Here is a 25,607-nt window from a genome sequence, read left to right as displayed (position 1 = left end):
CCCGGCCGGGCCAAACCAGCCCGGCCGGGCCGGAACTGCCCGGCCGGGCCGGAACCGGTCGGCCGGGCCGGTTCGCCGGCCGGTCCTCCCCTTCCACCCTGCCCTGCCCCGGCCCGCCGGCCGGGGCCCCGAGAGACGGGATCGACCATGGTCCGTGCCGCAGTCCTGCCCGGCGTCGGCGCACCGCTGGAGATACGGGAGGTCGTCCTGCCCGACGCCGGGCCCGGGCAGGTCCGGGTCCGCCTCGCCGCCGCCGGGGTGTGCCACTCCGACCTCTCCCTCTGCGACGGCACGGTCCGGGTCCCCGTCCCCGCCGTACTCGGCCACGAGGGCTCCGGCACGGTCCTGGCGGTCGGCGAGGGCGTCACCCACGTCGCCCCGGGCGACGGGGTGGTGCTCAACTGGTCGCCTTCGTGCGGGCGGTGCCACCACTGCACGATCGGCGAGGTGTGGCTGTGCGCCAAGGCCCTGGCCGGGGTCGGCGCGGTCCACGCCCACGACTCCGCGGGCACACCGCTGCACCCGGGCCTGAACGTCGGCGCGTTCGCCGAGGAGACGGTCGTCGCGGCCGCCTGCGTGGTGCCCGCGCCCGCCGGGATCCCCCTCGCCGAGGCCGCGCTCCTCGGCTGCGCGGTGCTCACCGGCTACGGCGCCGTCCACCACAGCGCCCGCGTCCGGGCCGGCGAGTCCGTCGCCGTCTTCGGCGTGGGCGGTGTGGGCCTGGCCGCCGTGCAGGCCGCGCGGATCGCGGGGGCGGAGCGGATCGTCGCCGTCGACGTCTCCCCGGCCAAGGAGGAACTGGCGCGGGCGGCCGGGGCCACCGAGTTCGTCCTCGCCTCCGACACCGCGGTCGAGGAGGTCCGGGCCGCGACCGGGGGCCGCGGCGCGGACGCGGCCGTCGAGTGCGTCGGCCGCGCCTCGTCCATCCGCGCCGCCTGGGACTCCACCCGGCGGGGCGGCCGCACCACCGTCGTCGGCATCGGCGGGAAGGACCAGCAGGTCGCCTTCAGCGCGATGGACATCTTCCGCTTCGCCCGCACCCTCACCGGCTGCGTCTACGGGAACTGCGACCCGGCCCGCGACCTGCCGGTCCTCGCCGAGCACGTGCGCGCCGGCCGCTTGGACCTCGCTGCCATGGTCACCGACCGGATCACCCTCGACGGCATCCCGGGCGCCTTCGACGCCATGCTGGCGGGCAAGGGCGGACGCTCCCTCGTCGTCTTCTGACCCCGGCCGCGTGCGCGACGGTCCGCGGTGTGCCCAGGGGCGCCGCGGAGCCGTGCACCGGAGGGAGAGACCGTCCGGCAGGGCCGTCAGCCCGGGTTCGAACGCGCCCTCGGCCGGTTGCGCTGCCGCTCGGCCGGCGGGTGGGCCCTGCCCAGGGGAGGCCTCCGGCGCCCGCCGGCCCAGACCCGGCGGGCGCCGCCTCGGCCGGCGCGCCCACCGTGTCGGCCGCCGCGTTCCCCCGGGATCGGCCGCTGGCCGGCGCCTCGACCCCGCCTGCCAGCCGGATCCCGGAAGCTGCCGGTCGGCGTGGCCGCCCTCCGGACCCGGCCGCCGCTGCCCGTCCTGAGCACGGGACTTGAGTACCCGAGCGGATGCGCCCGTGCCCGCCCGCACCGACCCTGGGGCCATGAACGAGACACCGGTCAAGCAGCGCACCACGGCGGCCTACCACGCCCAGGCCGTCGCCTCCTTCGCCGTCGCGCTCACCGCGGTGGCCCTCGGCATCTACCACCTGGACGCGGACGGCTGGGTCCGCGCCTTCCTCGGCGTCGCGGTCCTCTACCTGACCACCTCGGCGTTCACCCTCGCCAAGGTGGTCCGCGACCGCCAGGAGATCACCGGGATCGTCAGCCGCGTCGACCAGGCGCGCATGGAGAAGATCCTCGCCGACTACGACCCCTTCCAGCCGAAGGTCTGACCCGCGGCGGCCATCCATCGCTCCGACGTCTAAGCGCTTGCTCACCCTCCGGTAAGGTGTTCCCTCCGACAGTGACGAGAAGGTGGGCGAACGATGGGCAGCGCGGAGGAGACGGCCGGCGGCTACCGGCCCTGGTCGGAAGTGACCCCCGACGCCGCCCGGCGGCTGCTCGTGGCCGCCGTCGAGGCGTTTGCGGAACGCGGCTACCACGCCACCACCACGCGGGACATCGCGGGCCGGGCGGGCATGAGCCCGGCCGCCCTGTACATCCACTACAAGACCAAGGAAGAACTGCTCCACCGGATCAGCCGGATAGGCCACGACAAGGCCCTGGACATCCTGGAGACGGCCGCCGCCGGTCCCGGCACGGCGGCCGACCGGCTCGGCGCGGCAGTCCGGTCGTTCGTGCTGTGGCACGCCGCGCACCACACCACCGCGCGCGTGGTCCAGTACGAGCTGGACGCCCTCGCCCCGGAACACCGCGACGAGATCGTGCGGCTGCGCCGCCAGAGCGACGCCGTCGTGCGCCGCATCCTCGGCGACGGGGTCGCCGCCGGCGAGTTCGACGTGCCCGACGTGCCGGGGACCACGCTCGCGGTCCTGTCCCTCTGCATCGACGTCGCCCGCTGGTTCAACACGGCCGGGCAGCGCACCCCGGAGGAGGTGGGCGAGCTGTACGCCGACCTCGTCCTGCGCATGGTCGGCGCCGCGCCCGCCGGCCCGGCCTTGCCTCAGAAGTAGTACCGCGACAGCGACTCCGCCACACAGACCGGCTTGTCGCCGCCCTCCCGTTCCACGGTGACGGTCGCCGCGACCTGCACACCGCCGCCCGCGGCATCCGTGACGTCCGTGATCACGGCGGTCGCGCGCAGCCGCGACCCGACGGGCACCGGGGCCGGGAAACGCACCTTGTCCGTGCCGTAGTTGATGCCCATCCGCATGCCCTCGACCCGCATGATCTGCGGTACCAGGCTCGGGAGCAGCGACAGCGTCAGGTAGCCGTGCGCGATCGTCGAGCCGAACGGGCCCGCCGCGGCCCGCTCGGGGTCCACGTGGATCCACTGGTGGTCGCCGGTGGCGTCCGCGAAGAGGTCGATGCGCTTCTGGTCCACCTCCAGCCAGTTGCTCGGCCCGAGCGGCTCGCCGATTCCGGCGCGCAGTTCCTCGGCGGACGTGAAGACCCTCGGCTCCGGCATGCCTCTTCCTCTCCGTGGCGAACAAGCGCTTGCTCAGCATCCCGGGGCCGCATGTATATGTCAACGGAGCGCGGCGGGTCCGACTACCCTCGGCCGGGTGCCGCAGATTCCCGAGAAAATCCACGAACTCACCGTCGGCCAGCTGTCCGCCCGAAGTGGCGCGGCCGTCTCGGCCCTTCACTTCTACGAGACCAAGGGCTTGATCAGCAGCCGGCGCACCTCCGGCAACCAGCGCCGCTACAGCCGCGACGCCCTGCGCCGCGTCGCCTTCGTACGGGCCGCCCAGCGCGTCGGGATCCCGCTCGCTGCCATCCGCGACGCCCTCGCCCAGCTTCCCGAGGAGCGCACCCCCAACCGCGAGGACTGGGCCAGGCTCTCCGAGATGTGGCGCGGCGAGCTCGAACAGCGGATCAACCAGCTGCTGCGGCTGCGCGACCACCTTGCGGACTGCATCGGCTGCGGGTGCCTCTCGCTGCAGAACTGCGCGCTGTCCAACCCGGACGACGTCTTCGGTGAGAAGCTCACCGGCTCCCGCCTGTAGCCGGGCCGCCGCCGCGGGGTCGGGGGTCGGCGCCACGGCGTGGGCCCGCCGCCTGCCGTCCAACCGGGTGCGGGTCCCGCCGCCGCGGGCTCCGACCGCAGGGAGTCCGGGCGCTTCGCGCCCGTCGCGCTCAAGCGCCGCGCGGGCTGGTTTGTGGGCCCGTATGCCGCTGGGTGCGGGGTCTGCCCGTGGGTGCGCAGGGAGTTCGGGCGCTTCGCGCCCGTCGCGCTCAGGCGCCGCGCGGGCTGGATTGGCGCGGGTTGGGTTCGTCTGTGCGGCGTAGGCCGGTGACTGAGGTGGGGGAGCGGGGCGGAGGAGCGGAGCACCCGGGTGTCCGTGTCGGTGGATGCGGCTCGGTGGTGAGGTTCGAGTGCCGTCGGTGGTGCGGAGACCCCCGTGCCCCGCAACGCCACCGGCGGCAGGTTCTCGCGGCCGCGCGGAGCAGGCGGAGGGACGAGTGTCCGGAGCGTCCCGGCCGCCACCTCGTGTGGGGCCCATTGCGTCGGGGCCGCCGCGGTCCGTCGCTCGGCCGGTACGGGCTGGATGGCGCCCGTGCAGGCCTTTCTGCTGTATCCCGGATTCGCCGAGTCCGCCGCCGCCCCGGGCCCGATGCGCCTGGGCGAGCACCGGTGGTTCCGTGCCGGGCGCGGGGCGGGGTCACGCCGCTCCGGCCGCAGCGGGAGTCGGCGGGGCGCCCCAGGCGGAGTCCGCGAGCGCGGGCCTGGGTACCACGATGCCGCAGCCCGCGCAGACCGGGCCGTCCCAGGCCCACGCTCCTTCCCACGACCCGGGCCCGCCGCCGTTGCCGCGGCCCGCCGGCTGCCGAGCGCATCCCGCACCGCGGCCCGCGCCACGCCCCCGTCTCGCCGCGGGCCAGTGCAGCTCGTGCTCGCCGCAGACCGGGCAGGCCGTCCCCGGCTCCGACTCCAGGGCCGCGACCAGCCGCCGCAGCACCTCCGCCAGCGTCCCCTCCGGCCGCACCCCGGGGTCGGCACACCGCACCACGGCGTCCCCGCTGCCGCCCCACGCCCACTCGGGGCGGCGAAGCCCGTCGTGCTTCTCGCGCCGGCGCCGCTCCGCGAACTGCCGCTCGTACGCCAGCCAGACCGCCCGCGCCTCCTCCAGCTCCTCCAGTGCCGCGACCAGCCGCTGCGGGTCCGCCGCCCGGTCCTCCGGCGCGATGCCGTGCCGGTCGCACAGGTGCCACCAGGTCGCCCTGTGCCCGTACGGTGCGAACCGCTCCAGGCAGCGGCGCAGCGAATGGCGCCGCAAAGCACGGTCGTTGCGCGCATCACGCACCTGGTAAGCCAGGCTCCGGAATCCTGCCATCACACCCTCACCTCCGCCTCGCGCCGTCCACACCGCGGCGCCGTACCCGTCGAACGACGGCGCACCACGGGATGTGCCCAACATGCCCCGGCAGGTGCAGGCGCATGCGGGGGCGGACGAGGCGTGCGGGTGGCACATGGCCGGAAGTCAGCGCCCCATGCGCCCCGCGGCCACCACCACGCGTGCCAGCTCCGCGTGGCAGATGTCGCTGTGCGCCCCTGCGGGAGGACCGCCGCGCCGCACGACCGACGCGGCGTCCACGCTGACGCAACCGGACGCCGGCACCCCCGAGCGCAGCGCCGCGGCGAGGGTGAGCCGCACCGCCCCGGGGACGGCCTGCACCCCGCCGTGCCCGATCGCGCCCCACCGGGCGTCGAACCCGAGCAGACCGGCCGAATCCCCTGCCATCCGGGAGGCCAGCGGGTAGAAGACCCGCAGCGCGGCGTCGTGCTTCGAGTGGCAGGCCACCACGGGGCCGTCGACCCGGTGCTGGAGGCCGCGCAGGGCGCCGCCGCGCCCGCCGTCGTGGGGCAGCCGGTCGGCGAACGCGTAGTGCGAGAAGGCGCCCTGCAGCAGGGTCAGCGACTTCACGTGGCGGGCCCCGGCAGGGACGGCGCGCAGCGAGAACGACACCACCCGGGCGCCGAAGCTGTGGCCGATCAGGTGGACACGCAGCTCCGGCCGCCTGGCCGCCAGCTCCGCGAGGGCAGGCCCGAGGCCCCGTTCGCCGACTGCGCCGGCCCGTTTCTTCATCTCGTAGTACGTCGCCTGCCGGAGCAGCTCCTTGGCCCCGCCCCACAGGGCGTGCCGGTCGCCCGCCGCCGTGAGCGCCGGTGCCGACGGGCCCGCGGCCGCCGCCAGGCCCTCCGCGAGGGCACGGCACACGTCGTGCACGTCCTCGGTGAAAATGGCGGGGACCCCGCGATCCGGCGCCCCGCCGACGGCGGCCCCGGCCGCATCGCCGGTCCCCGTCCCGCCGACACCGGCCAGCTGCCGTACGAGTGCCCCGAACTCGGTCAGGGCCTCCTCCCGCTCCGGCCGCGATGCGAGGAGTTCGGCCACCCGGTCCAGTTGCGCGGCGCGCCCGGGCCAGAAGTCCGCGAGGGCCCTTCGGGTGGCGGCGTCCAGGGCCGCGCCCGCGCCCGTCACCGCGCCCGCGCCCGTGCCCGCGCCCGTGCCGGGTTCGGCCGCGCCCGTGTCGGGTGCGATCAGGGACTCGAAGTCCGGGATCGGCTCGTCCGGGAAGCGGATCGACGGCCAGACCACCCCCGCGTACCCCAGCCGCACCCGTGGCCCCACCAGCCCCGCGAAGGGGGCGTAGAAGCGGTCGAAGAGGCGGACGGAAGCGGACCGGTCGCTGTTCCAGCCGTGCGCGAAGACCAGCAGATCGGTGGCCCCGATGCCTGCCAGGGCCCGCAGGCCGGCCGGATCGGCGTCGCCCTGGGCGTCGAAGACCAGCTCCGCGTACGGGGACACGCCCACCGCGGCCGCCGCGAGCGCGCTCCCGGCCGCCGCGCCGCCACCCCCGTCCCCGGCCCCGTCCCCGTGCGCCGGCGCCGTCCCCGCCCGGTGCCCCGTCCCCGTGCCTGCCCCTGTCCCCGTTCCCGTCTCCGCCGCCATGGGTTCCCCTCTCCGCGCCGCCGCCTGGTGCGTCCAGCATCCTGCCGCGCACCCGCACCGGCCAGACCCGTGCAGCCGCCGTCCGCCCTACGGGTAGAGCAGGTACCGCTCCCGCTGCGCGGCGAACCGGGCGAGGCCCGCCGCCCAGTCGCCGGCGATCTCGTCGACGCCGGCGCCCGCGTCCACCATCCGCCGCACCCGGTCCGAGCCGGTCAGCCGGTCGATCCAGTGGTCCGCGCGCCACGCGAAGCCGCTCCAGGAGCGCCGCGCCGTCACCAGCAGCCCGATGCCCGCCCGCACCGGGTCGAACGCGGACCGGTCGTGCACCACCAGTCGCACCCCGCCGCACACCTTCCCCGCGTGCTTGGAGAAGGTGGGCGTGAAGTACGCCTCCCGGAACCACACACCCGGCAGCCCCAGCGCATCCGCGGCCTCCGCCCACCGGCGGTCCGCGCCCTCCGCGCCCACCACCTCGAACGGGGTGGCCGTGCCGCGCCCCTCCGACAGGTTCGTGCCCTCGAACAGGCAGGTCCCGGCGTAGGCGAGCGCCGTGTCCGGCGTCGGCATGTTCGGGCTCGGCGGCAGCCAGGGCAGCCCCGTCTCCCCGAAGAAGGACTCCCGGCGCCATCCCGACATCCGCACCGTGTGCAGCCGGGCGGGGGCGGCCGCGAGGAACTCCCCGTTGAACAGCAGCGCCAGCTCGGCCGCGGTCATGCCGTGCGCGAGCGCGATCGGCTCGCGCCCCACGAAGCTCGCGTACGCCCGCTCCAGGACCGGTCCCGCGGCCCGCCGCCCGCCGACGGGGTTGGGCCGGTCCAGCACCACCACCGCCTTGCGGGCCAGCGCGGCGGCGCGCATGCAGTCGTACAGGGTCCAGATGTAGGTGTAGAACCGCGCCCCGACGTCCTGGATGTCGAAGACGACGGTGTCCACCCCGGCCGCCGTGAACAGGTCCGCGAGCTGCTGCCCGCTCGCGCCGTACGTGTCGTGCACCGGAAGGCCGGTCGCCGGGTCGCGGCCGGGGCCCTCGGAGCCGCCCGCCTGCGCCGTGCCGCGGAAGCCGTGCTCCGGCCCGAACACGGCGACGAGGCGGACCCGCGCGTCGGCGTGCAGGACGTCCACCAGGTGGCGGGCGTCGGCGGTGATCCCGGTGGGGTTGGTGACCACGCCGACGCGCTGCCCGGCGAGCAGCGCGTAGCCGTCCGCGGCGAGCCGCTCGAAGCCCGTCCGCACCCGCTCCGTGCGCCGCCCGGACCGCCCCGGCGGCCCCTCGGCGGCGGTCCGGCCCGCCGCCCCCGCCGCCCCGGCCGCCCCGGCCGGTACGACGGCGGCGCCCGCGCCCGCGGCCAGCCCCAACAGCCCCCGTCGCGACAGCCCAGACGTCGAAGTCATCCGGCCACGCTAGGGCCCGGGACCCTTCCACCCCGACATACCGACCGGTTAGTCTGCCGGGCGTCCGGCCGGCCGGTGAGAGGTGATCCCCATGAGCATGGGCGCAGCGAGCACGTACCAGGACCAGCGAGTCGTCGTCACCGGCGCGGGCGGCGGCATCGGCGCCGCCCTCGCCCGCGGGTTCGCCGCCCGCGGGGCGACCGTCGTCGTCAACGACCTCGACGAGGCCAGGGCCGCCGCCGTGGCCGCATCGATCGGCGACCGCGCCCTCGCCGTGCCCGGCGACGCGTCGGCCGTCGCCGCGGAGGCCCGCGAGGCCCTCGGCGGCGAGGTGGACGTCTACTGCGCCAACGCCGGGATCGCCGCCGGCGGCGACGCGTTCGCCGACGAGGCCGTGTGGGAGGCCGCCTGGGACACCAACGTGATGGCCCACGTCCGCGCCGCCCGGCTGCTGCTCCCGCGCTGGCTGGAGCGCGGCAGCGGCCGCTTCGTCTCGACGGTCTCGGCCGCCGGTCTCCTGACCATGATCGGCGCGGCCCCGTACAGTGTCACCAAGCACGGTGCGCTCGCCTTCGCGGAGTGGCTCTCGCTGACCTACCGCCACCGCGGCATCCGCGTCCACGCCATCTGCCCGCAAGGGGTCCGCACCGACATGCTCGCCGCCGCGGGATCGGCGGGCGAGCTCGTCCTCGCGCCGACCGCGATCGAGCCGGACGCGGTCGCGGACGCCCTGTTCGACGGCATGGAGAAGGGCCGGTTCTTGATCCTCCCGCACCCCGAGGTGGCGCAGCACGCCGCCGGACGCGCCGCCGACCCCGACCGCTGGCTGAGCGGCATGAACCGGCTCCAACGGACGTGGGAGCAGCGGTGACCCCAGCCCGGTTCGCGCCGCACCCCGCCGGGCCGGTCCCGCAGACCGCCTCCCCCTACGCCGCGCGCCCCTGGGTGCGGCTGCTCAGCCCGGCCCAGCGCGCGCCGCTCGACGCGCCGCCGACCCTGCTGCACGCCTTCCGCACCGCCGCCCGGCGCGCCCCCGGCCGTACGGCGCTGGCCTACTTCGACGGGCGAATCGGCTACGCCGCGGCCGACGCGCTCAGCGACTCCCTCGCCGGCCACCTCGCCGCCCGCGGCATCGGCCGCGGCGACCGCGTCGCCGTCGCGCTGCAGAACACCCCGCACTTCGTGCTCGCCGTCCTGGCCGCCTGGAAGGCCGGCGCCGTCGTCGTCCCGGTCAACCCCATGTACAAGGAGGCCGAGGCGCGGCACGTCCTGCGTGACTCCGGCGCCGCCGCACTGGTCTGCGGCGACCGCGCCTGGGCGGCGGAGCTGCGGGCGGCCGCCGCGGGCACCGCGGTGACCACCGTCCTGACCGCCCGGGACCGCGACTTCCAGTCCCGCGACGACACCCGCGTGTTCGGCCCCACTCCCGACGCGCCCGACGGGCCCTACGCGCCGCCCGCACCCGCCCCCGCCGACCTCGCCCGCACGGCCCGCCGGGGCCTCCCGGCCCCGCCCGACCCCGGCCTCACCGCCGCAGACCCCGCGCTCATCAGCTACACCTCCGGCACCAGCGGCACCCCCAAGGGCGCCGTGAACCCGCACGGGGCCCTCACCCACAACGCCCGCCGCCAGGTCGTCGGGCACCCCCTTGCCGAGGGCGCCGCCTACTTCGCCCTCGCCCCCCTCTTCCACATCACCGGCATGGTGTGCGAACTCGGCGCCTGCCTCGTCAACGCCGGCACCCTCGTCCTCGCCCACCGCTTCGAGCCCGGAGCCGTCCTGGACGCCTTGCTCGAACACCGCCCCGCCTACACCATCGGCCCGGCCACCGCCTTCACGGCGCTCGCCGCACACCCGGCCGCCACCCCGGACCACTTCGCCTCGTTCCAGGTGGTCTCCTCGGGCGGCGCCCCCGTCCCGCCCGCCCTGGTCGAGCGGCTCCACGCCCGGTTCGGGATCCGGCTGCGCAACGGGTACGGGCTCACCGAGTCCACGGCGGCCGTCGCCTCCGTCCCCGTCCACCTCGACGCGCCCGTCGACCCGGGCTCGGGCACCCTTTCCGTCGGCCTGCCCGGCGCCGACACCGCCGTCCGCATCCTCGACGGCAGCGGAGCCGAGGTCCCCCTCGGCGAGATCGGCGAGATCGCCGTACGCGGCCCCCAGCTCGCGCACGGCTACTGGGGGCGGCCCGAGGAGACCGCCGAGGCCTTCCCCGGCGGCGAGCTGCGCACCGGCGACGTCGGCTTCATGGACGCCGACGGCTGGCTGTACGTCGTCGACCGCAAGAAGGACGTGATCAACGCCTCCGGGTTCAAGGTGTGGCCGCGCGAGGTCGAGGACGTGCTCCACACGCACCCGGCCGTCCGGGAGGCCGCCGTCGTCGGCGTCCCCGACCCCTACCGCGGTGAGACCGTCAAGGCGTTCGTGAGCCTGCTGCCCGGCGCCGCCGCCGAGCCGGCCGATCTGTCCGCGTACTGCCGCGCCCGCATGGCCGCGTACAAGTACCCGCGCGAAGTGGAGGTCCTGCCCGTCCTGCCGAAGACGACGAGTGGCAAGATCCTGCGTCGGGAACTGCGCGACCGCGGCCGGAAACAGTCGTAGGGTCGCACGAGGCAGGGCCGCAGCGGCCGCACCGGCCGCGGAACACAGGAAGGAAGGACGGCGCCATGGCCGCCAGGACGACGGAGCCCGAGGGCACGCACGACACCCCGGTGCCGCAGCGGCTGCTGGCGGTGGCCACCCGGCTGTTCGCCGAGCGCGGCTACGACCGGACCTCCGTCCAGGAGATCGTCGAGGCGGCCGGGGTCACCAAGGGCGCCCTCTACCACTACTTCGGCTCCAAGGACGACCTGCTTCACGAGGTGTACGCGCGCATGCTGCGGCTCCAGCAGCAGCGCCTCGACGCCGTCGCCGACTCCGACGCCCCCGTCGCCGAGCGGCTGCGGGCTGCCGCCGCCGACGTCGTCGTGACCACCATCGAGAACCTCGACGACGCGGCCATCTTCTTCCGGTCGATGCACCAGCTCAGCCCGGAGAAGCACAAGCAGGTCCGGGCCGAGCGCCGCCGCTACCACGAGCGCTTCCGGGCCCTCGTCGAGGAAGGGCAGCGCAGCGGGGTGTTCTCCACCGCCACCCCCGCCGACCTGGTGGTGGACTACCACTTCGGGTCCGTCCACCACCTGTCGACCTGGTACCGGGCCGACGGCCCGCTCACCCCGCAGCAGGTCGCCGACCACCTCGCCGACCTCCTGCTGCGGGCCCTGCGCCCCTGACGGACCCGGTCAGCGGTACGGCTTCAGCTCGCGCAGCGCCAGGGACCGCTGGTGGACCTCGTCCGGCCCGTCCGCCAGCCGGAGCGTCCGCGCCGCCGCCCACAGCTCGGCCAGCGGGAAGTCCTGGCTGACGCCGCCCGCGCCGTGCAACTGCACCGCGTCGTCCAGGATGCGCACCACCGCCCGCGGCGTCGCGATCTTGATGGCCTGGATCTCGGTGTGCGCGCCGCGGTTGCCGACGGTGTCCATCAGCCACGCCGTCTTCAGGACGAGCAGCCGCAGCTGCTCCACCGCCACCCGCGCGTCCGCGATCCAGCCGCGGACGACGCCCTGCGAGGCCAGCTCCCCGCCGAAGGCCGTACGCCCCACCGCGCGCCGGCACATCAGCTCGATCGCCCGCTCCGCCATCCCGATCAGCCGCATGCAGTGGTGGATCCGGCCGGGGCCGAGCCGGGCCTGGGCGATGGCGAAGCCCGCCCCCTCCTCGCCGATCAGGTTCGCGGCCGGGACGCGGGCCCCGTCGAAGACGACCTCGGCGTGCCCGCCGTGGTCGTGGTCCGCGTACCCGTACACCGTCATCGCGCGGCGCACCTCGACGCCCGGGGTGTCGCGGGGGACGAGCAGCATCGACTGCCGGCGCCGCGGGTCCGGCCCGTCCGGGTCGGTCTTGCCCATCACGATGAACACCTTGCAGTCCGGGTTCATGGCCCCGGAGATGTACCACTTCCGGCCCGTCACCGTGTACGCGGAGCCGTCCGCCGAGCGCTCGATGCGGGTCTCGATGTTGGACGCGTCCGACGAGGCGACCTCCGGCTCCGTCATGGCGAACGCCGACCGGATCTCCCCGGCCAGCAGCGGCTCCAGCCACTGCCGGCGCTGCTCCTCGCTGCCGAACTGCGCGAGCAGCTCCATGTTCCCGGTGTCCGGGGCGGCGCAGTTCACCGCCATGGGCGCCAGGTGCGGGCTGCGCCCGGTGATCTCCGCCAGCGGGGCGTACTGGAGGGTGGTCAGCCCGGCGCCGTACCTCTCGTCGGGCAGGAAGAGGTTCCACAGCCCGCGGCGGCGCGCCTCGGCCTTCAGCTCGCCGAAGACGGGCGGGGTGTCCCACGGCGAGGCCAGCCGCGCGCGCTGCTCGGCGGCAACGGGCTCCGCCGGATACACGTGCTCCTCCATGAACGCGAGGAGCCGCGTCCGGAGTTCCTCGGTCCGGGCGTCGAATGCGAAATCCATGCGGGAGTGCCTCAGCCTTCCTCGTCGAGTGTGGTCAGACCGTGCTCGACGAACACCGGCACCAGCTCGCCGATGCGGTCGAAGCCCCCGCCCACCGTCTGCCCCAGCGTGAAGCGGCGGTGGATGCCCTCGAGGATCACGGCGAGTTTGAACCAGGCGAACGCCGTGTACCAGCCGATCGCCCCGGCGTCCCGGCCGGAGCGGGCCGCGTACCGCTCGACCAGCTCCGCGGGCGAGGGGTGCCCGGGTGCGGAACCCACCGTGCTGACGGGGGAGTCGCCCAGCCCGAGGTCGGTGCTGTACATCACCAGCAGGCCGAGGTCGGTCAGCGGATCGCCGAGCGTGGACATCTCCCAGTCCAGGACCGCCCGGATGCCGCCGTCGTCCTCCCCGACCAGCACGTTGTCCAGGCGGTAGTCCCCGTGCACCACCGTCGACGCGGGAGAGCCGGGCAGGGTCCGGGCGAGTGCGCCGTGCAGCTCGTCGATCCCGGGCAGCTCCCGGCCTCGGGAGGCGTCGAGCTGCTTGCACCAGCGGCGCAGCTGCCGCTCCAGGAATCCCTCCGGCCTGCCGAAGTCCTCCAGGCCCACGACCCGCGGGTCCACCGCGTGCAGGTCCACGAGGGTGTCGACCAAGCCGAGGAGGAGGCCGCGGGTCCGCTCCGGGCCGAGCGCGGCGAGCCGCTCCGCGCTGCGGTAGGGGACCCCCTCCACGAACTCCATCACGTAGAACGGCGCGCCCAGCACCGACTCGTCCTCGCACAGCAGGAGCGGTTCCGGCACCGGCACCGCCGTGCCGTGCAGGGCCGCGACGACCCGGTGCTCGCGCCGCATGTCGTGGGCCGTGGCCAGCACATGCCCCAGCGGGGGGCGTCGCACCACCCAGCGGGAGGCGCCGTCGGTGACCTCGTACGTGAGGTTCGACCGGCCGCCCTCGATCAGCCGGCCCCGCAGCGGCCCGGCCGCCGGCTTCGGCAGGTCGCGGTCCAGGCGGGCGCGCAGCCGCTCCAGGTCGAGGCCGCGGGGGCCGGGTCCGGCGGACGCTGGGCTCATGGAGCGCACCTCCAGGCGCAGAGGACGGGTGGGGCAGAGGCCCGCACCGCCAGCGGCGGGGCGGGCCGTGATCGCCGAAAGCCATCATGCCGACCAGTCGGTATGCCGTCCAGTGCGCGGGGCCGCACGGTCCCGCCCAGGTCCCTGTGCGGTGCCGGCCCCCGGCCCGCGTCAGGCGTGGCAGAGGAGGGGGGTCCCGCCGTTCATCGCCGTCATGTCCGTCAGCACGGCCGCGATGTCCAGCGGCGCCCCCTCCGGCCGGCCGGCCAGCTCCGCGTACGCCCGGTGCAGGTTGGCGACCAGGCGCTCGCGCTCCCGCCAGGCCGCGAACTCGCCGAGGTCCGCCTCCCGGGCGGCCTCCAGCGGGGTGAGCCCCCTGGCCCGGCGCTCCCGGGCCAGCTCGCCCACGTACCGCAGGTAGCGCTCGGTCGCGTCGTACGCCGACGGGTCGGTCAGCGGCCCGTGCCCCGGTACGACGGTCTCCGCGCCGAGGGAGCGCAGCAGCTCCAGCGCCCGCAGCGAGCCGGCAAGCGAGCCCATCGCGAGGAACGGGGTGCCCCCGGCGAACACCAGGTCGCCGGTGAAGACGACCCCCTGCCGCGGCAGCCAGACGACCGAGTCGCCGGTGGTGTGCGCGACTCCGGGGTGGATGACCCGGACCTCCGTCTCGCCCAGGTGGAGGGTGGCCCGGTCGCTGTACGTGAGGTCGGGCGGGGTGATCTCCACGGCGCCGAAGTCGGTCCCCGGCCAGATCAGCTCCAGCTGGTGCCCGGCGGCGAGCTGCTCGGTGCGCGCGTTGGCGTGGCCGAGGACGAGGGCCTCCGGGGTGAACACGCCGTTGCCGTACGTGTGGTCGCCGTGGTGGTGCGTGTTGACCACCGTGCGCGGCAGTGGCACCCCGGCGGCGGTGACCGCGTCCCGCAGCGCCAGCGCCCGCCGCTCGGTGGCTGCGGTGTCGACGAGCAGGGTGCGGCCGCCGTCGCTGACGAAGCCCGCGTTGTTCAGACACCAGCCGCCGTCCGGCTGCACATAGGCGTACACGCCGTCCGCCAGGCGGACGGTGTAGGGCGGTTCGGCGGTCATCTGCGCTCTCCCCTGGTCGCGGTGACGGGCAGTCGGCATCCTGCCAGCCGCCCGGGGCCGGGGGAGAAGGGGGGCGCACGGGGTGCGGGGGGTTTCGTCCGTCAGTGGTCGTCGTAGTGGCCGTCGTGCTCGGCGTGCCGGTGGCCGTCGTGCAGGTAGTCGAGGTGGTCGCCGTGCTCGACGGCGGTGTGCCCGCAGTCCGCGCCGTGCGTGTGCGCGTGCGCCTCGTGCGGGGTGTGGCCGCGGGCCTCGCACTCGTCCCAGTGGCCGGAGTGCTCGCGGTGCAGGTGCCCGTCGTGCGCGTAGTCGAGGTGGTCGCCGTGCTCCACCGCGGTGTGCCCGCAGCCGGGCCCGTGGGCGTGGGAGTGCTCGATGTGCTCGTGGTGCAGGGTGGTCATGCCGCCGAGGCTAGCCCTGAAAGCCGGCTATCGCCCGTTATGTCCGCAACGGCGCGGGCGTGATCCGCCGACCGGACCGCCCGGCACCTCAGAGGACGACCGCCACCGCGAACCCCGCCAGCGCCACCGTGCAGGCCACCGCCGCCAGCGCCGCGCGCGGCGCGAGCCCCGGCGGCCGGGCCGCGGCCAGCTCCCGGATCCGCCGGTGCGCCACCGCCAGGAACGCCAGCCACACCAGCACGATCAGCGCCGCCCCGGCCGTCTCCCACACCGCCCCCGTCCCGCGCAGCGCCTGCCGCAGCCCCAGGACCGCCGCCACCGAGCAGGCCAGCGTCGTACGCCGCCACGCGAGCCGGGTCCGCTCCGGCTGGAGCCCCGCATCCCGCTCGGCGGCGGGGGAGGGGCGTACGGGGCTCACGGCCCGCCGTCCGTCCAGCCGAACAGCACCACCACGACCATCACCGCCGCGACCACCCCGACCCCCACCCCCAGCAGCACCGGGAACCGGGACACCGGCAGGTCCTCGCCCCGCCGCATCGCCGCCTCGCACCGCAGCCAGTGGTTGACGGCCCGCAGCGCGCACGCCGCGCCCACACCCAGCAGCGCGAGCGCCATGCCGACGCGCACGCCCCAGCGCAGGTCCGGCAGGAACTGGTCCACCGCGAACCCGCCGCCGACCAGCGCGAGGGCGGTCCGGATCCAGGCCAGGAACGTCCGCTCGTTGGCCAGGGAAAAGCGATAATCGGGCTGCTTGCCCTCCTCGCGCACCCGCTGCGGCGCCCACCAGAGGCGGGCGGCCCTGCCGAAGTCGATCACCCGGCCAATCTACGTCCCGCGCCCCGGCCGGCGCGCGCCGCATACGGCCCGGCCGCCCGCCACACCCGTCAGGCCGGCCGCCCGCCCCTGCGGAAGGCACGCAGCCGCCGGTATGCCTCCAGCCCGTCCGGCACCCACGGCCAGGAGCCGTCCGCGACCCGGGCGTCCAGCTCGTCCTCCGGCAGCCATGCGTGCCAGGCCACCTCGGACTCCTGCGGCCGCACCTCCAGCCCGCAGCGCACCTCGTGCACGTACGACCACCATCCCCCGCCCGGACCCTCGTAGAGGAACTTGAACAGCGGCTCGGGCTGCGGCAGCCCGGACACCCCCAGCTCCTCCTCCGCCTCCCGCAACGCAGCCGAGGCGTAGTCCTCGCCCGCCCCGAGCACCCCGCCCACGAACATGTCGTAGCGGGAGGGGAAGACCAGCTTCGACGCCGTCCGCCGGTGTACGAACACCCGCCCCCGCCCGTCCCCGGCCAGCACGAACACGCACCGGTGGAGCAGGCCCCGCGCGTACACCTCGCCGCGCGGCGCCCGGCCCGTCACCCGGTCGTCGCGGTCCACCACGTCCAGCACCTCGTCGGCAGCACCCATGCGGTCCATCCAAGCACCGCCATTGACGGGTTACCGCCCCGTAGCCAAGGATCGGCCCCACCGGCGACCGGAGGGCGACTTCGCATGACGTACGACGCAGACGTGATCGTGATCGGGGCGGGGCTCGCGGGCCTAGCGGCCACCGCCGAACTCGCCGACGCGGGCCGCAGCGTGATCCTGCTCGACCAGGAGCCCGCCCAGTCGGCCGGCGGCCAGGCCCACTGGTCCTTCGGCGGCCTGTTCTTCGTCGACTCGCCCGAGCAGCGCCGGATGCGCGTCAGGGACAGCCGCGACCTCGCCCTCCAGGACTGGCTCGGCACGGCCGGCTTCGACCGCGAGGAGGACGCCTGGCCGCGCCGCTGGGCCGAGGCGTACGTCGACTTCGCGGCCGGGGAGAAGCGGCCCTGGCTGCACCGCCTCGGCGTCCGCTTCTTCCCCGTCGTCGGCTGGGCCGAACGGGGCGGCTACGGCGCCCTCGGCCACGGGAACTCCGTCCCCCGCTTCCACATCACCTGGGGCACCGGCCCCGGCCTCGTCGAGCCCTTCGAGCGCCGGGTCCGCGAGGGGGCCGCCCGCGGCCGGGTCCGGATGCTTTTCCGCCACCGCGTCACCGGGCTCTCCCGGACGGCCGGCGCCCTCGACACCGTCACCGGCGACATCCTGGAGCCGTCCTCCGCCGTACGGGGCTCCGCCAGCAGCCGCGAGCCGGTCGGCGCGTTCTCGCTGCGCGCCCAGGCGGTGATCGTGGCGGGCGGCGGCATCGGCGGCAACCACGACCTCGTCCGCAAGCACTGGCCGGACCGGCTCGGCACCCCGCCGGAGCGCATGCTCTGCGGGGTCCCCGCCCATGTGGACGGCCTGCTGCTGGGCATCGCCGAGGACGCCGGCGCCCGCCACATCAACAAGGACCGCATGTGGCACTACACCGAGGGCATCGCCAACTGGGACCCGGTGTGGGCCCGCCACGGCATCCGCATCCTGCCCGGCCCCTCCTCGCTCTGGCTGGACGCCACCGGCCGGCGGCTGCCCGTACCGCTCTTCCCCGGCTTCGACACCCTCGGCACCCTCGACCACATCATGCGGACCGGCCACGACCACACCTGGTTCGTCCTCAACCGCCGCATCATCGGCAAGGAGTTCGGCCTCTCGGGCTCCGAGCAGAACCCCGACCTGACCGGCAAGTCCGTGCGCGGCGTCATCGACCGGGCCCGCCAGGCCGTGCCCGGGCCCGTGCAGGCATTCATGGACCGCGGGGCGGACTTCGTCGTGGAGCGCAGCCTGCCCGCCCTGGTGCGCGGCATGAACGCCGTCACCGGCCTCGGCCTGCTCGACGAGGACACCGTCCGCCGGGAGGTCACGGCCCGCGACCGGGAGATCGCCAACCCCTTCACCAAGGACCTCCAGGTCACCGCCGTCCACGGCGCCCGCAGGTACCTGGGGGACCGGCTGATCCGCACCGCCGCCCCGCACCGCATCCTCGACCCCGCCGCCGGCCCGCTGATCGCCGTACGCCTGTCCGTCCTGACCCGCAAGTCCCTCGGCGGCCTGGAGACCGACCTGTCCTCGCGCGTCCTCACCGCCTCCGGCGAGCCGCTGCCCGGCCTGTACGCGGCCGGGGAGGCGGCCGGCTTCGGGGGCGGCGGCGTCCACGGCTACCGGGCCCTGGAAGGCACCTTCCTCGGCGGCTGCCTCTTCTCGGGCCGCGCCGCCGGCCGGGCTGCGGCCGCCGCCGTGGGCTAGTGCTGTGGCCGGGAAGGTTCACCGGGTCACGGCGCCCGGCACGGCGCCTCGCGGCGTTGTCGGACCGCGCTCGTACGCCCGGTACGCGCCGCGGCCCTCCGCCTTGCGACGCACCGCACCGGACACCGCGACCCGGCAAACCATCCCGGCCACAGCACTGGGAACCGTCCGGCGGGTCAGGGCACGCGGGAGACGACCCGGAACCGCTCGGCGACGACCAGGGTGTCGTCGCCGACCGTGTACTCCGGGTCGCCCAGCAGCGCGCGGATCTCCTCGCTGTGCCAGAACCGCTCGTGCGAGGCACGCCATTCGGCCACTGACGCGTACCCCTCGCCCTCGTCCAGGGCGTGCCGCAGGTCCACGTCGGCGAGCCGCAGCACCCGTACGTCCGCCACCTCCACGACGGCCACCGGACGGTCCTCCGAGTCGACGAGGACCGCTCGGTCGCCCGCGGCGGGAAGGGGCTCGCCCTCCGCCCCGTACTCGGGCAGCAGCCCCGTCGTCGCGGTCTTCGCCCCGCTCAGCACGGCCGCCACCAGCGCGTCGCGCAGCGGCCCGGGGAACCCGAGCAGGTACGGGGGCAGCCCCTCATGCGTCTCCATGCCCCCACCCTACGGCCCGCCCGCCATCCGGCCGGGACCCTGCGCCCCGCCCCCAACTATCGGCCGCACCGCACCAGTTGAAACACGCCACCCGCTGGACCGGACCTTGACTCGGAGCTGTGCCTACCGGTTTGCTGTGCGTGATCATCCCAGCCGTCCCCGTCACGCCCACCGTCCGTCAGCCCGCCACCGCGCCCGTGTCCTGGAGGGAAATCCGCGGATGTCCCCGCCTCCGCCGCCCCTCGGCCGCGCCCGCAAGCGGGACGCCCAGCTCTTCGACCCGGCGCTCTGCGACACCGAACTCGTCGACGTCCGCGCCCGGTTCACCCAGGGCAGGTGGGCCAAGGCGCGCGCCCTCCTCGCCGGCACCGGCGACGACTGGGACCGCCGCGGCCACCGCGTCGTCGTCCTCGCCGAGACCCCCGCCGCCACGGCCTGGGCCCGCGAATGGCTGCTCGCCGAGCCCGAGAGCGCCGACGCCGCCACCCTCCTCGCCTGCGCCGCCGTCTTCGCCGCCCTGCGCCGCAAGGGCACCCCCGAGGCCGCCGAGCAGGCCTGCCACCGCGCCGCCGCACTCCTGCCCGCCGACCCGACGCCCTGGCTCGGGCTGCTCATGCTCTCCCGCGCCTTCGGCTCCCAGGAGGAGTTCAGCCGCCACTTCGACCAGGTCCGCGCCCGCCACCGGGAGCACCACCACGCCCACCACCTCATGGTCGCCCGCCTCGCCGAGCACGCCCCGGCCGCCGGGCAGGACCCCCTCCACGAGGTGTACGACTTCGCGGCCTGGGCCGCCGAGGAGTCCCCGGCCGACTCCCCGCTGGCCGTCCTCCCGGTCATCGCGCACGCCGAGCGCTACCGCGTCCTCGCCGCCGTCCACGGCGCCGGCCCGGCGGGCGCCGCCGCGCACTGGTCGAACCGCCGGGCCCGCCAGGTCCTGCGCGCCGCGTTCGACTGGTGGCTGGAATGGGAGCGCGAGGACCACCCCCGCAACCGCGTCGACCTGAACTTCCTCGCCCACGCCAAGCTGTGCGAGGGCCGGCCTGCCGAGGCCGCCGCCCTCTTCCACCGCATCGGCAGCCACGCCACCCCGGCCCCCTGGTCCTACCCGGACCTCGACCCCCAGAAGGCCTTCCTCGCGGCGCGCAGCGCCGCGCTCGGCACCGCTTGACCCACCTCCGCCGGGCGCACCGCACCACCCCCGCGCACCGCACCGCCCGGCACCGCTCGACCCCCCTGCTCGACCTTCCCCCGAAAGGACCCCGCATGGCGACGGGCAGATCCACCGCGCTCGGCACCCCGCCCGAGATCCGGACCTACAAGGGCCAGGACCGCGCCCTGCGCGCCGGCCGCCTCGGCACCGCCGGCCTGCTGCTCTCCGTACTGGCCGCAAGCGCCCCGCTCATGGTCGTCGCCGGCGTGATGCCCACCATGTTCGGCGTGATGGGCATCGTCGGACAGCCGCTGCTCTTCGTGATCCTCGGCCTCGTGCTCGCCCTCTTCAGCGTCGGCTACGCCGAGATGAGCCGGCACGTCCACAACGCCGGGGCCTTCTACGCGTACATAGCCCGCGGGCTCGGCCCGACCGCCGGCACCGGCGCCTCGCTCACCGCCCTCGTCGCGTACAGCGCGATGCAGGTCGGCGTCTACGGCATCCTCGGCTTCGAGGTCTCCGGCCTTCTCGCCACCTACCTCGACACCGAGATCGCCTGGTGGATCCCCGCCCTGGCCGCCGTCGCCGTGACCGGCGGGCTCGGCTGGCTGAAGATCGACCTGAACGCCCGCGTCCTCGGTGTGCTGCTCCTGATCGAGTGCGTCCTCGTCGTCATCTTCGACGTCGCCGCCCTCGCCGAGCCCGGTCCCGAGGGCATCTCGCTGCACGCCTTCGACCCCGCCACCCTCGGCGGCGCGGGCCTGGGCACCGCCCTGTGCTTCTGCATCGCCGCGTTCGTCGGCTTCGAGCAGTCCCCGGTCTACGCCGAGGAGACCAGCCGGCCGCACATCGTCGTCTCCCGCGTCATGTTCCTCGCGGTGGGCTTCGCCGCCCTCTTCTTCGCGGTGAGCTCCTGGGCCCTCACCGTCGCGACCGGACCGTCCGAGGTCGTCAGGACCTCCGCGGAGGCCGGCCCCGGCCTGCTCTTCCAGCTCACCGAGGCCCGCCTGGGCGGCACCTTCACCGACGTCCTCCACGTCCTGTTCGTCACCGGCATGTTCGCGGCCATGCTCAGCTTCCACAACGTCGTCGCCCGCTACGCCTTCGCCATGGGCCGCGAGGGGCTGCTCCCGGCCGCCTTCGGCCGCACCAACCCCGGCACCGGGGCGCCCGCCACCGGATCGCTGATGCAGACCGCGGTCGCCGCCCTCGTCGTCATCGCCTTCGCGGCCACCGACGACAACCCGGCCGGGGACCCGACGGCGCCGGTCCTGCACCTGTTCACGTGGATGGGCAGCGTCGGCGCCCTCGGTGTGACGCTCCTCATGTCGGCGGCCTCGTTCGCCGTCATCGCCTTCTTCGTCCGCCGGGGCACCGCGGGCGCCCAGCTGTGGCGGCTCGTGGCCGCCGGGCTCGCCGGCACCGCCCTCCTCGGCATCGCCGTGTACACGGTGAAGGACTTCGGGGTCCTGGTCGGAGCCGGGGAGGGCTCGGTCCTGGGCTGGCTGCTGCCCGCGGTCATCGGCGTCGCCGCGGTCGGCGGCCTCGTGTACGGGGCCGTGCTGCGCGTACGCCGCCCGGAGGTGCACGCCCGGATCGGCCTCGGGAACGAGGCCTTCCGCCTCGACCAGGCGGCCGGGACGGCGCCCCGTACCTGATCCTGCTCCGACGGGGCTCCCGCCCTCGCTTTCAGCCCTGCGCCAGGCCCCCGACGCCCCTTTCCAAGGTCGTCGGGGGCCTTCGTCTTCAGGGCCGGGTTTTGGCCATGGCCGACGCTCATGGTCTCCTATGGCGACAAAAACTCCCGGACCCCCGCACAGGTGACACCACCCGACTCCCCTGTGCGGCGGCCCGACCTGCCTGTCCCACCCCAGAAGGCGAAGTCCCACATGAGTGACCGCACCTTGACCAAGGCCCCGGCCACGGCGCCCTCCAGTCACGTCGACGCGGGCGACGAGGGTTACAGCAAGGACCTCAAGTCCCGCCACATCAACATGATCGCCATCGGCGGGGCGATAGGCACCGGCCTGTTCCTCGGCGCGGGCGGCCGGCTCGCCGGTGCGGGTCCGTCCCTGGCCATCGCCTACGCCGTGTGCGGCGTCTTCGCGTTCTTCGTCGTGCGCGCGCTCGGCGAGCTCGTCCTGTACCGCCCGTCCTCCGGCGCGTTCGTCTCGTACGCGCGCGAGTTCATGGGGGAGAAGGGCGCCTACACGGCCGGCTGGCTGTACTTCCTCAACTGGTCGACCACCACCGTGGCCGACATCACGGCCGCCGCGACCTACGCGCACTTCTGGTCGATGTTCACCTCCGTCCCGCAGTGGGTCCTCGCCCTGATCGCGCTCGCCGTCGTCCTGACCGCGAACCTGATCTCGGTGAAGTACTTCGGCGAGATGGAGTTCTGGTTCTCGCTGGTCAAGGTCGCGGCCCTCGTGATCTTCCTGATCGTGGCGATCTACCTGGTCGCCACCAGCCACGACATCGGCGGCCACACCCCCGGCCTGTCCACGATCATGGACAACGGCGGCCTCTTCCCCTCCGGCGTCCTGCCGATGCTGCTGGTGGTCCAGGGCGTCGTCTTCGCGTACGCCTCCGTCGAGCTGTGCGGCGTCGCCGCGGGCGAGACCGAGAACCCCGAGAAGATCATGCCGAAGGCGATCAACTCGATCATGTGGCGCGTCGGCCTGTTCTACGTCGGCTCGGTCGTCCTGCTGGCCATGCTCCTGCCGTACACCGCGTACTCCGCAGACCAGAGCCCCTTCGTCACCGTCTTCGACAAGCTCGGCATCCCCGGCACCGCCGGCATCATGAACCTCGTCGTGCTGACCGCCGCCCTGTCCAGCCTGAACTCCGGCCTGTACTCCACCGGCCGCATCCTGCGCTCGATGGCCATGTCCGGCTCCGCCCCGAAGTTCACCGCCCGCATGAACAAGGGCAAGGTCCCCTACGGCGGCGTCCTGTTCACCGCGGCCTTCGGCCTCGCCGGCGTCGGCCTGAACTACCTGATGCCGAAGGACGCCTTCGAGCTCGTCCTGAACTTCGCCTCGCTCGGCATCCTCGGCACCTGGGCCATGGTCATGCTCTGCTCGCTGCTGTTCTGGCAGCGCTCCCGGCAGGGCCTGGTCGAGCGGCCGGCCTACCGCCTGCCCTGGTCCCCGTACACCCAGATCGTCACCCTGGTGTTCCTGTTCACCGTGCTGGTGCTGATGTGGTGCGACGGCGGCGTGGGCCGCACCACCGTGATGTGCGTCCCGGTGATCGGCGCGATGCTGGTCGGCGGCTGGTTCCTGGTCCGCCGCCGCGTGGCGGAACTCGCCGCCCGCCGCTGACGGCCCCCGCTCCCGGAGGACCCCGCCCGACGGCGGGGTCCTTCCGCGTTCCAGGAGCCGTCCGGCCGTGCCGGGCCGCCCGCCTGGCGGGGAAACGCAGAAGACCCCCGCCGAAGCGGGGGTCTTCCCGTGGTGTCCGAGGGGGGACTTGAACCCCCACGCCCGATAAAGGGCACTAGCACCTCAAGCTAGCGCGTCTGCCATTCCGCCACCCGGACCAGGTGTCTGTCTTCCCGGCCGCTCGGCCGTTCCGACGTGGAAAACATTACCAAACATTCCGGGGGCCCGATCACACCCCCCGGCGGCCGGGGATGCCCTTGGGTGCGGCGGGCCGGCGCGGGAGGATGGGGAGGCGCAGCCGTCGGTACCGATCAGTGGGAGGAAGCAGCGTGAGCGAGTCGAGCGCGGGCAGGACCGTCTCCGGCGAGGACGAGGTCGTCGACCTCTGCCGGGACCTCATCCGGATCGACACGAGCAATTACGGGGACCACTCGGGCCCCGGCGAGCGCAAGGCCGCCGAGTGGGTCGCCGAGAAGCTCGCGGAGGTCGGCCTGGAGCCGCAGATCTTCGAGTCCCACAAGGGCCGGGCCTCGACCGTGGCCCGGATCGAGGGCGAGGACCCCTCGCGGCCCGCCCTGCTGATCCACGGGCACACCGACGTCGTCCCGGCCAACGCCGCCGACTGGACGTACGACCCGTTCTCCGGGGAGATCGCCGACGGGTGCGTGTGGGGCCGCGGCGCCGTCGACATGAAGGACATGGACGCGATGACGCTGGCCGTCGTCCGCGACCGGCTCCGCAGCGGCCGCAAGCCGCCGCGCGACATCGTCCTCGCGTTCCTCGCCGACGAGGAGGCGGGCGGCCTCTACGGGGCCCGCCACCTGGTGGACCACCACCCCGGCCTGTTCGAGGGCGTCACGGAGGCGATCGGCGAGGTCGGCGGCTTCTCCTTCACCGTCAACGAGAACCTGCGCCTGTACCTCGTCGAGACCGCCCAGAAGGGCATGCACTGGATGCGCCTGACCGTGGAGGGCACGGCGGGCCACGGCTCGATGACGAACACCGACAACGCGATCACGGAGCTGTGCGAGGCCGTGGGGCGGCTCGGCCGGCACCAGTGGCCGGTGCGCGTCACCAAGACCGTGCGGTCCTTCCTGGACGAGCTGTCCGACGCCCTGGGCACCCCCCTCGACCCGGACGACATGGACGCCACCCTTGCCAAGCTGGGCGGCATCGCGAAGATGGTCGGCGCGACCCTGCGGAACTCGGCCGCCCCGACGATGCTCGGCGCCGGCTACAAGGTCAACGTCATTCCCGGCCAGGCCACCGCGCACGTCGACGGCCGCTTCCTGCCCGGCTACGAGGACGAGTTCTTCGCCGACCTCGACCGCATCCTCGGGCCGCGCGTCAAGCGGGAGGACGTCCACGGCGACAAGGCCCTGGAGACCGACTTCGACGGCCGGCTCGTGGACGCCATGCAGGGCGCGCTCAAGGCGGAGGACCCGATCGCGCGCGCCGTCCCCTACATGCTCTCCGGCGGTACGGACGCCAAGTCCTTCGACGACCTCGGGATCCGCTGCTTCGGCTTCGCGCCGCTCCGCCTGCCGCCCGAACTGGACTTCGCGGGCATGTTCCACGGCGTGGACGAGCGGGTGCCGGTCGACGGGCTGCAGTTCGGCGTGCGGGTCCTCGACCGGTTCATCGACAACTGCTGAGAATCGGGAACGTGTGCACCGGACCACCGGGAAGAGTGAATGCGCTCATACGCTCGTAGCCCCGGTGATCCCTCCTCGTTACAGGTGATGCGGTCCGCGGCTGGGACCGCATTGCCTACTAGGAGGAACAATGCTGAAGAAGGTTGTGGCCGCTGCCGCTGCCACCGGTGGTCTGGTTCTTGCGGGTGCGGGCGTGGCGGCTGCCGACGCGGGCGCGCAGGGTGCGGCCATCGGCTCCCCGGGCGTTCTGTCCGGCAACGTCGTGCAGGTCCCGATCCACATCCCGGTGAACGTCTGCGGCAACACCGCCGACGCCGCCGGCCTGCTGAACCCGTCCTTCGGCAACACCTGCGTCAACGCCTGACGCATCTGAGGTCTTGGGGCCCCGGAGCGCAATCCAGCGCTCCGGGGCTGCCGGGCTTTCGGGCCCGGCGTTGTTCTTACACGGCAGGGGGACGAAAGAGATGCGACGACAGGCAGCGACGGCCAGGAAGACCCTGATCACGATGGCCGCGGCCGGGGGCGTCCTCGCCCTGGGCGGGGGATACGCGCACGCGGCCGGCGGCGCCGCCGCCTCCGGGCAGGCCGCCGGTTCGCCGGGCGTGCTGTCCGGCAACAACGTGCA

Annotated in this window: 26 protein-coding genes and 1 tRNA gene; 14 read left to right on the top strand and 13 right to left on the bottom strand. The window is 74.7% G+C overall.

From position 1 onward, the window contains the following. The first annotated feature begins 147 nt into the window (after positions 1 to 147). The 3 genes from ACZ462_RS13725 to ACZ462_RS13715 all read left to right on the top strand — a co-directional run bounded on the left by ACZ462_RS13725 (position 148) and on the right by ACZ462_RS13715 (position 2,665). Entirely contained in the window at positions 148 to 1,227 is a 1,080-nt protein-coding gene (locus ACZ462_RS13725) for a zinc-binding dehydrogenase (protein ID WP_467806056.1), read from the top strand. A 406-nt stretch (positions 1,228 to 1,633) separates the two neighbouring features. After that, a complete protein-coding gene (locus ACZ462_RS13720) occupies positions 1,634 to 1,924 on the top strand; it encodes a YiaA/YiaB family inner membrane protein (RefSeq protein WP_467806058.1) in 291 nt (96 codons plus the stop codon). Positions 1,925 to 2,017: 93 nt separating this feature from the next. Next, positions 2,018 to 2,665, top strand: coding sequence for a TetR/AcrR family transcriptional regulator (locus ACZ462_RS13715; RefSeq protein ID WP_467806060.1), 648 nt, complete (start codon positions 2,018 to 2,020; stop codon positions 2,663 to 2,665). Here ACZ462_RS13715 and ACZ462_RS13710 read toward each other — a convergent pair. Continuing rightward, positions 2,656 to 3,120, bottom strand: coding sequence for a MaoC family dehydratase (locus ACZ462_RS13710; RefSeq protein ID WP_467806061.1), 465 nt, complete (start codon positions 3,118 to 3,120; stop codon positions 2,656 to 2,658). The genes ACZ462_RS13715 and ACZ462_RS13710 overlap by 10 nt on opposite strands. A 97-nt stretch (positions 3,121 to 3,217) precedes the next feature. Here ACZ462_RS13710 and soxR point away from each other — a divergent pair, with 97 nt between their 5' ends. Then, positions 3,218 to 3,661, top strand: coding sequence for a redox-sensitive transcriptional activator SoxR (gene soxR / locus ACZ462_RS13705; RefSeq protein WP_467806063.1), 444 nt, complete (start codon positions 3,218 to 3,220; stop codon positions 3,659 to 3,661). 657 nt (positions 3,662 to 4,318) lie between these two features. On the opposite strand, the gene ACZ462_RS13700 is transcribed toward soxR, so the two are convergent. The 3 genes from ACZ462_RS13700 to ACZ462_RS13690 all read right to left on the bottom strand — a co-directional run bounded on the left by ACZ462_RS13700 (position 4,319) and on the right by ACZ462_RS13690 (position 8,002). Further along, positions 4,319 to 4,990, bottom strand: a complete 672-nt coding sequence (locus ACZ462_RS13700) for a hypothetical protein (RefSeq protein WP_467806064.1) — start codon at positions 4,988 to 4,990, stop codon at positions 4,319 to 4,321. A 147-nt stretch (positions 4,991 to 5,137) separates the two neighbouring features. Further along, positions 5,138 to 6,610 carry a serine-threonine protein kinase gene (locus ACZ462_RS13695; protein ID WP_468251993.1) on the bottom strand — a complete coding sequence of 491 codons (1,473 nt, stop codon included), beginning with the start codon at positions 6,608 to 6,610 and terminating at the stop codon, positions 5,138 to 5,140. Between the two features lie 87 nt (positions 6,611 to 6,697). Further along, complete coding sequence (locus ACZ462_RS13690; RefSeq protein WP_467806067.1) at positions 6,698 to 8,002, bottom strand: exo-beta-N-acetylmuramidase NamZ family protein; 1,305 nt, start codon at positions 8,000 to 8,002, stop codon at positions 6,698 to 6,700. A gap of 91 nt (positions 8,003 to 8,093) precedes the next feature. Between ACZ462_RS13690 and ACZ462_RS13685 the strand changes: the two genes are divergently transcribed. The 3 genes from ACZ462_RS13685 to ACZ462_RS13675 all read left to right on the top strand — a co-directional run bounded on the left by ACZ462_RS13685 (position 8,094) and on the right by ACZ462_RS13675 (position 11,274). Continuing rightward, positions 8,094 to 8,873 (top strand): SDR family oxidoreductase, encoded by a 780-nt coding sequence (locus ACZ462_RS13685; RefSeq protein ID WP_467806069.1) that lies wholly within the window; start codon positions 8,094 to 8,096, stop codon positions 8,871 to 8,873. Continuing rightward, positions 8,870 to 10,603 (top strand): class I adenylate-forming enzyme family protein, encoded by a 1,734-nt coding sequence (locus ACZ462_RS13680; protein WP_467806070.1) that lies wholly within the window; start codon positions 8,870 to 8,872, stop codon positions 10,601 to 10,603. The genes ACZ462_RS13685 and ACZ462_RS13680 overlap by 4 nt, the downstream gene beginning before the upstream one ends. Before the next feature lie 65 nt (positions 10,604 to 10,668). After that, positions 10,669 to 11,274 carry a TetR/AcrR family transcriptional regulator gene (locus ACZ462_RS13675; RefSeq protein ID WP_125547948.1) on the top strand — a complete coding sequence of 202 codons (606 nt, stop codon included), beginning with the start codon at positions 10,669 to 10,671 and terminating at the stop codon, positions 11,272 to 11,274. A gap of 9 nt (positions 11,275 to 11,283) precedes the next feature. Here ACZ462_RS13675 and ACZ462_RS13670 read toward each other — a convergent pair whose 3' ends face one another. The 7 genes from ACZ462_RS13670 to ACZ462_RS13640 form a co-directional block, all read right to left on the bottom strand. Continuing rightward, positions 11,284 to 12,504: an acyl-CoA dehydrogenase family protein gene (locus ACZ462_RS13670; RefSeq protein WP_467806072.1), complete on the bottom strand. Its 1,221-nt coding sequence runs from the start codon at positions 12,502 to 12,504 to the stop codon at positions 11,284 to 11,286. Positions 12,505 to 12,515: 11 nt separating this feature from the next. Further along, a complete protein-coding gene (locus ACZ462_RS13665; RefSeq protein WP_467806074.1) occupies positions 12,516 to 13,556 on the bottom strand; it encodes a phosphotransferase family protein in 1,041 nt (346 codons plus the stop codon). 171 nt (positions 13,557 to 13,727) lie between these two features. Continuing rightward, positions 13,728 to 14,639, bottom strand: coding sequence for an MBL fold metallo-hydrolase (locus ACZ462_RS13660; protein ID WP_467806075.1), 912 nt, complete (start codon positions 14,637 to 14,639; stop codon positions 13,728 to 13,730). Positions 14,640 to 14,740: 101 nt separating this feature from the next. Continuing rightward, a complete protein-coding gene (locus ACZ462_RS13655; RefSeq protein WP_467806077.1) occupies positions 14,741 to 15,037 on the bottom strand; it encodes a hypothetical protein in 297 nt (98 codons plus the stop codon). Positions 15,038 to 15,125: 88 nt separating this feature from the next. Further along, the gene (locus tag ACZ462_RS13650; RefSeq protein ID WP_467806079.1) at positions 15,126 to 15,455 is read right to left on the bottom strand and encodes a DUF202 domain-containing protein; all 330 of its coding nucleotides are present in this window, start codon (positions 15,453 to 15,455) and stop codon (positions 15,126 to 15,128) included. Further along, a complete protein-coding gene (locus ACZ462_RS13645; RefSeq protein WP_467806081.1) occupies positions 15,452 to 15,853 on the bottom strand; it encodes a YidH family protein in 402 nt (133 codons plus the stop codon). Before ACZ462_RS13645 ends, ACZ462_RS13650 begins: the two co-directional genes overlap by 4 nt. Before the next feature lie 68 nt (positions 15,854 to 15,921). Next, positions 15,922 to 16,449 (bottom strand): NUDIX hydrolase, encoded by a 528-nt coding sequence (locus ACZ462_RS13640; RefSeq protein ID WP_467806083.1) that lies wholly within the window; start codon positions 16,447 to 16,449, stop codon positions 15,922 to 15,924. Positions 16,450 to 16,533: 84 nt separating this feature from the next. Here ACZ462_RS13640 and ACZ462_RS13635 point away from each other — a divergent pair, with 84 nt between their 5' ends. Continuing rightward, positions 16,534 to 18,189, top strand: coding sequence for an FAD-binding dehydrogenase (locus tag ACZ462_RS13635; RefSeq protein WP_467806084.1), 1,656 nt, complete (start codon positions 16,534 to 16,536; stop codon positions 18,187 to 18,189). Between the two features lie 176 nt (positions 18,190 to 18,365). On the opposite strand, the gene ACZ462_RS13630 is transcribed toward ACZ462_RS13635, so the two are convergent. Then, positions 18,366 to 18,791, bottom strand: coding sequence for an ASCH domain-containing protein (locus ACZ462_RS13630; protein ID WP_467806086.1), 426 nt, complete (start codon positions 18,789 to 18,791; stop codon positions 18,366 to 18,368). A 220-nt stretch (positions 18,792 to 19,011) separates the two neighbouring features. Between ACZ462_RS13630 and ACZ462_RS13625 the strand changes: the two genes are divergently transcribed. From ACZ462_RS13625 to ACZ462_RS13615, 3 genes are all read left to right on the top strand, one after another. Next, positions 19,012 to 19,959, top strand: a complete 948-nt coding sequence (locus ACZ462_RS13625; protein WP_467806087.1) for a hypothetical protein — start codon at positions 19,012 to 19,014, stop codon at positions 19,957 to 19,959. A 95-nt stretch (positions 19,960 to 20,054) separates the two neighbouring features. After that, positions 20,055 to 21,599, top strand: coding sequence for an APC family permease (locus tag ACZ462_RS13620; protein ID WP_467806089.1), 1,545 nt, complete (start codon positions 20,055 to 20,057; stop codon positions 21,597 to 21,599). Positions 21,600 to 21,830: 231 nt separating this feature from the next. After that, positions 21,831 to 23,267 (top strand): amino acid permease, encoded by a 1,437-nt coding sequence (locus tag ACZ462_RS13615; protein WP_467806090.1) that lies wholly within the window; start codon positions 21,831 to 21,833, stop codon positions 23,265 to 23,267. A 130-nt stretch (positions 23,268 to 23,397) separates the two neighbouring features. On the opposite strand, the gene ACZ462_RS13610 is transcribed toward ACZ462_RS13615, so the two are convergent. Beyond that, positions 23,398 to 23,485 (bottom strand) — tRNA-Leu (locus tag ACZ462_RS13610). Positions 23,486 to 23,656: 171 nt separating this feature from the next. Here ACZ462_RS13610 and ACZ462_RS13605 point away from each other — a divergent pair. From ACZ462_RS13605 to ACZ462_RS13595, 3 genes are all read left to right on the top strand, one after another. Next, positions 23,657 to 24,982, top strand: a complete 1,326-nt coding sequence (locus ACZ462_RS13605; RefSeq protein WP_467806091.1) for a M20/M25/M40 family metallo-hydrolase — start codon at positions 23,657 to 23,659, stop codon at positions 24,980 to 24,982. Between the two features lie 130 nt (positions 24,983 to 25,112). Beyond that, the gene (locus ACZ462_RS13600) at positions 25,113 to 25,346 is read left to right on the top strand and encodes a chaplin (protein WP_467806093.1); all 234 of its coding nucleotides are present in this window, start codon (positions 25,113 to 25,115) and stop codon (positions 25,344 to 25,346) included. Positions 25,347 to 25,488: 142 nt separating this feature from the next. Then, positions 25,489 to 25,607 (top strand): chaplin family protein (locus ACZ462_RS13595; protein ID WP_468252030.1); only part of this gene is annotated, 119 nt, incomplete at its 3' end.

It is taken from the genome of Streptomyces sp. NPDC031121, assembly GCF_055570615.1.
The sequence above is the reverse complement of the archived record's forward strand: the minus strand, read 5'-3'. Positions and strand labels throughout refer to the sequence as shown.

Coding starts and splice junctions, on each gene's coding strand:
- ACZ462_RS13725 (WP_467806056.1), top strand. CDS start 148: ATGGTCCGTGCCGCAGTCCTGCCCGGCGTCGGCGCACCGCTGGAGATA.
- ACZ462_RS13720 (WP_467806058.1), top strand. CDS start 1,634: ATGAACGAGACACCGGTCAAGCAGCGCACCACGGCGGCCTACCACGCC.
- ACZ462_RS13715 (WP_467806060.1), top strand. CDS start 2,018: ATGGGCAGCGCGGAGGAGACGGCCGGCGGCTACCGGCCCTGGTCGGAA.
- ACZ462_RS13710 (WP_467806061.1), bottom strand. CDS start 3,120: ATGCCGGAGCCGAGGGTCTTCACGTCCGCCGAGGAACTGCGCGCCGGA.
- ACZ462_RS13700 (WP_467806064.1), bottom strand. CDS start 4,990: ATGGCAGGATTCCGGAGCCTGGCTTACCAGGTGCGTGATGCGCGCAAC.
- ACZ462_RS13695 (WP_468251993.1), bottom strand. CDS start 6,610: ATGGCGGCGGAGACGGGAACGGGGACAGGGGCAGGCACGGGGACGGGG.
- ACZ462_RS13690 (WP_467806067.1), bottom strand. CDS start 8,002: ATGACTTCGACGTCTGGGCTGTCGCGACGGGGGCTGTTGGGGCTGGCC.
- ACZ462_RS13685 (WP_467806069.1), top strand. CDS start 8,094: ATGAGCATGGGCGCAGCGAGCACGTACCAGGACCAGCGAGTCGTCGTC.
- ACZ462_RS13675 (WP_125547948.1), top strand. CDS start 10,669: ATGGCCGCCAGGACGACGGAGCCCGAGGGCACGCACGACACCCCGGTG.
- ACZ462_RS13670 (WP_467806072.1), bottom strand. CDS start 12,504: ATGGATTTCGCATTCGACGCCCGGACCGAGGAACTCCGGACGCGGCTC.
- ACZ462_RS13665 (WP_467806074.1), bottom strand. CDS start 13,556: ATGAGCCCAGCGTCCGCCGGACCCGGCCCCCGCGGCCTCGACCTGGAG.
- ACZ462_RS13660 (WP_467806075.1), bottom strand. CDS start 14,639: ATGACCGCCGAACCGCCCTACACCGTCCGCCTGGCGGACGGCGTGTAC.
- ACZ462_RS13655 (WP_467806077.1), bottom strand. CDS start 15,037: ATGACCACCCTGCACCACGAGCACATCGAGCACTCCCACGCCCACGGG.
- ACZ462_RS13640 (WP_467806083.1), bottom strand. CDS start 16,449: ATGGGTGCTGCCGACGAGGTGCTGGACGTGGTGGACCGCGACGACCGG.
- ACZ462_RS13635 (WP_467806084.1), top strand. CDS start 16,534: ATGACGTACGACGCAGACGTGATCGTGATCGGGGCGGGGCTCGCGGGC.
- ACZ462_RS13630 (WP_467806086.1), bottom strand. CDS start 18,791: ATGGAGACGCATGAGGGGCTGCCCCCGTACCTGCTCGGGTTCCCCGGG.
- ACZ462_RS13625 (WP_467806087.1), top strand. CDS start 19,012: ATGTCCCCGCCTCCGCCGCCCCTCGGCCGCGCCCGCAAGCGGGACGCC.
- ACZ462_RS13620 (WP_467806089.1), top strand. CDS start 20,055: ATGGCGACGGGCAGATCCACCGCGCTCGGCACCCCGCCCGAGATCCGG.
- ACZ462_RS13615 (WP_467806090.1), top strand. CDS start 21,831: ATGAGTGACCGCACCTTGACCAAGGCCCCGGCCACGGCGCCCTCCAGT.
- ACZ462_RS13600 (WP_467806093.1), top strand. CDS start 25,113: ATGCTGAAGAAGGTTGTGGCCGCTGCCGCTGCCACCGGTGGTCTGGTT.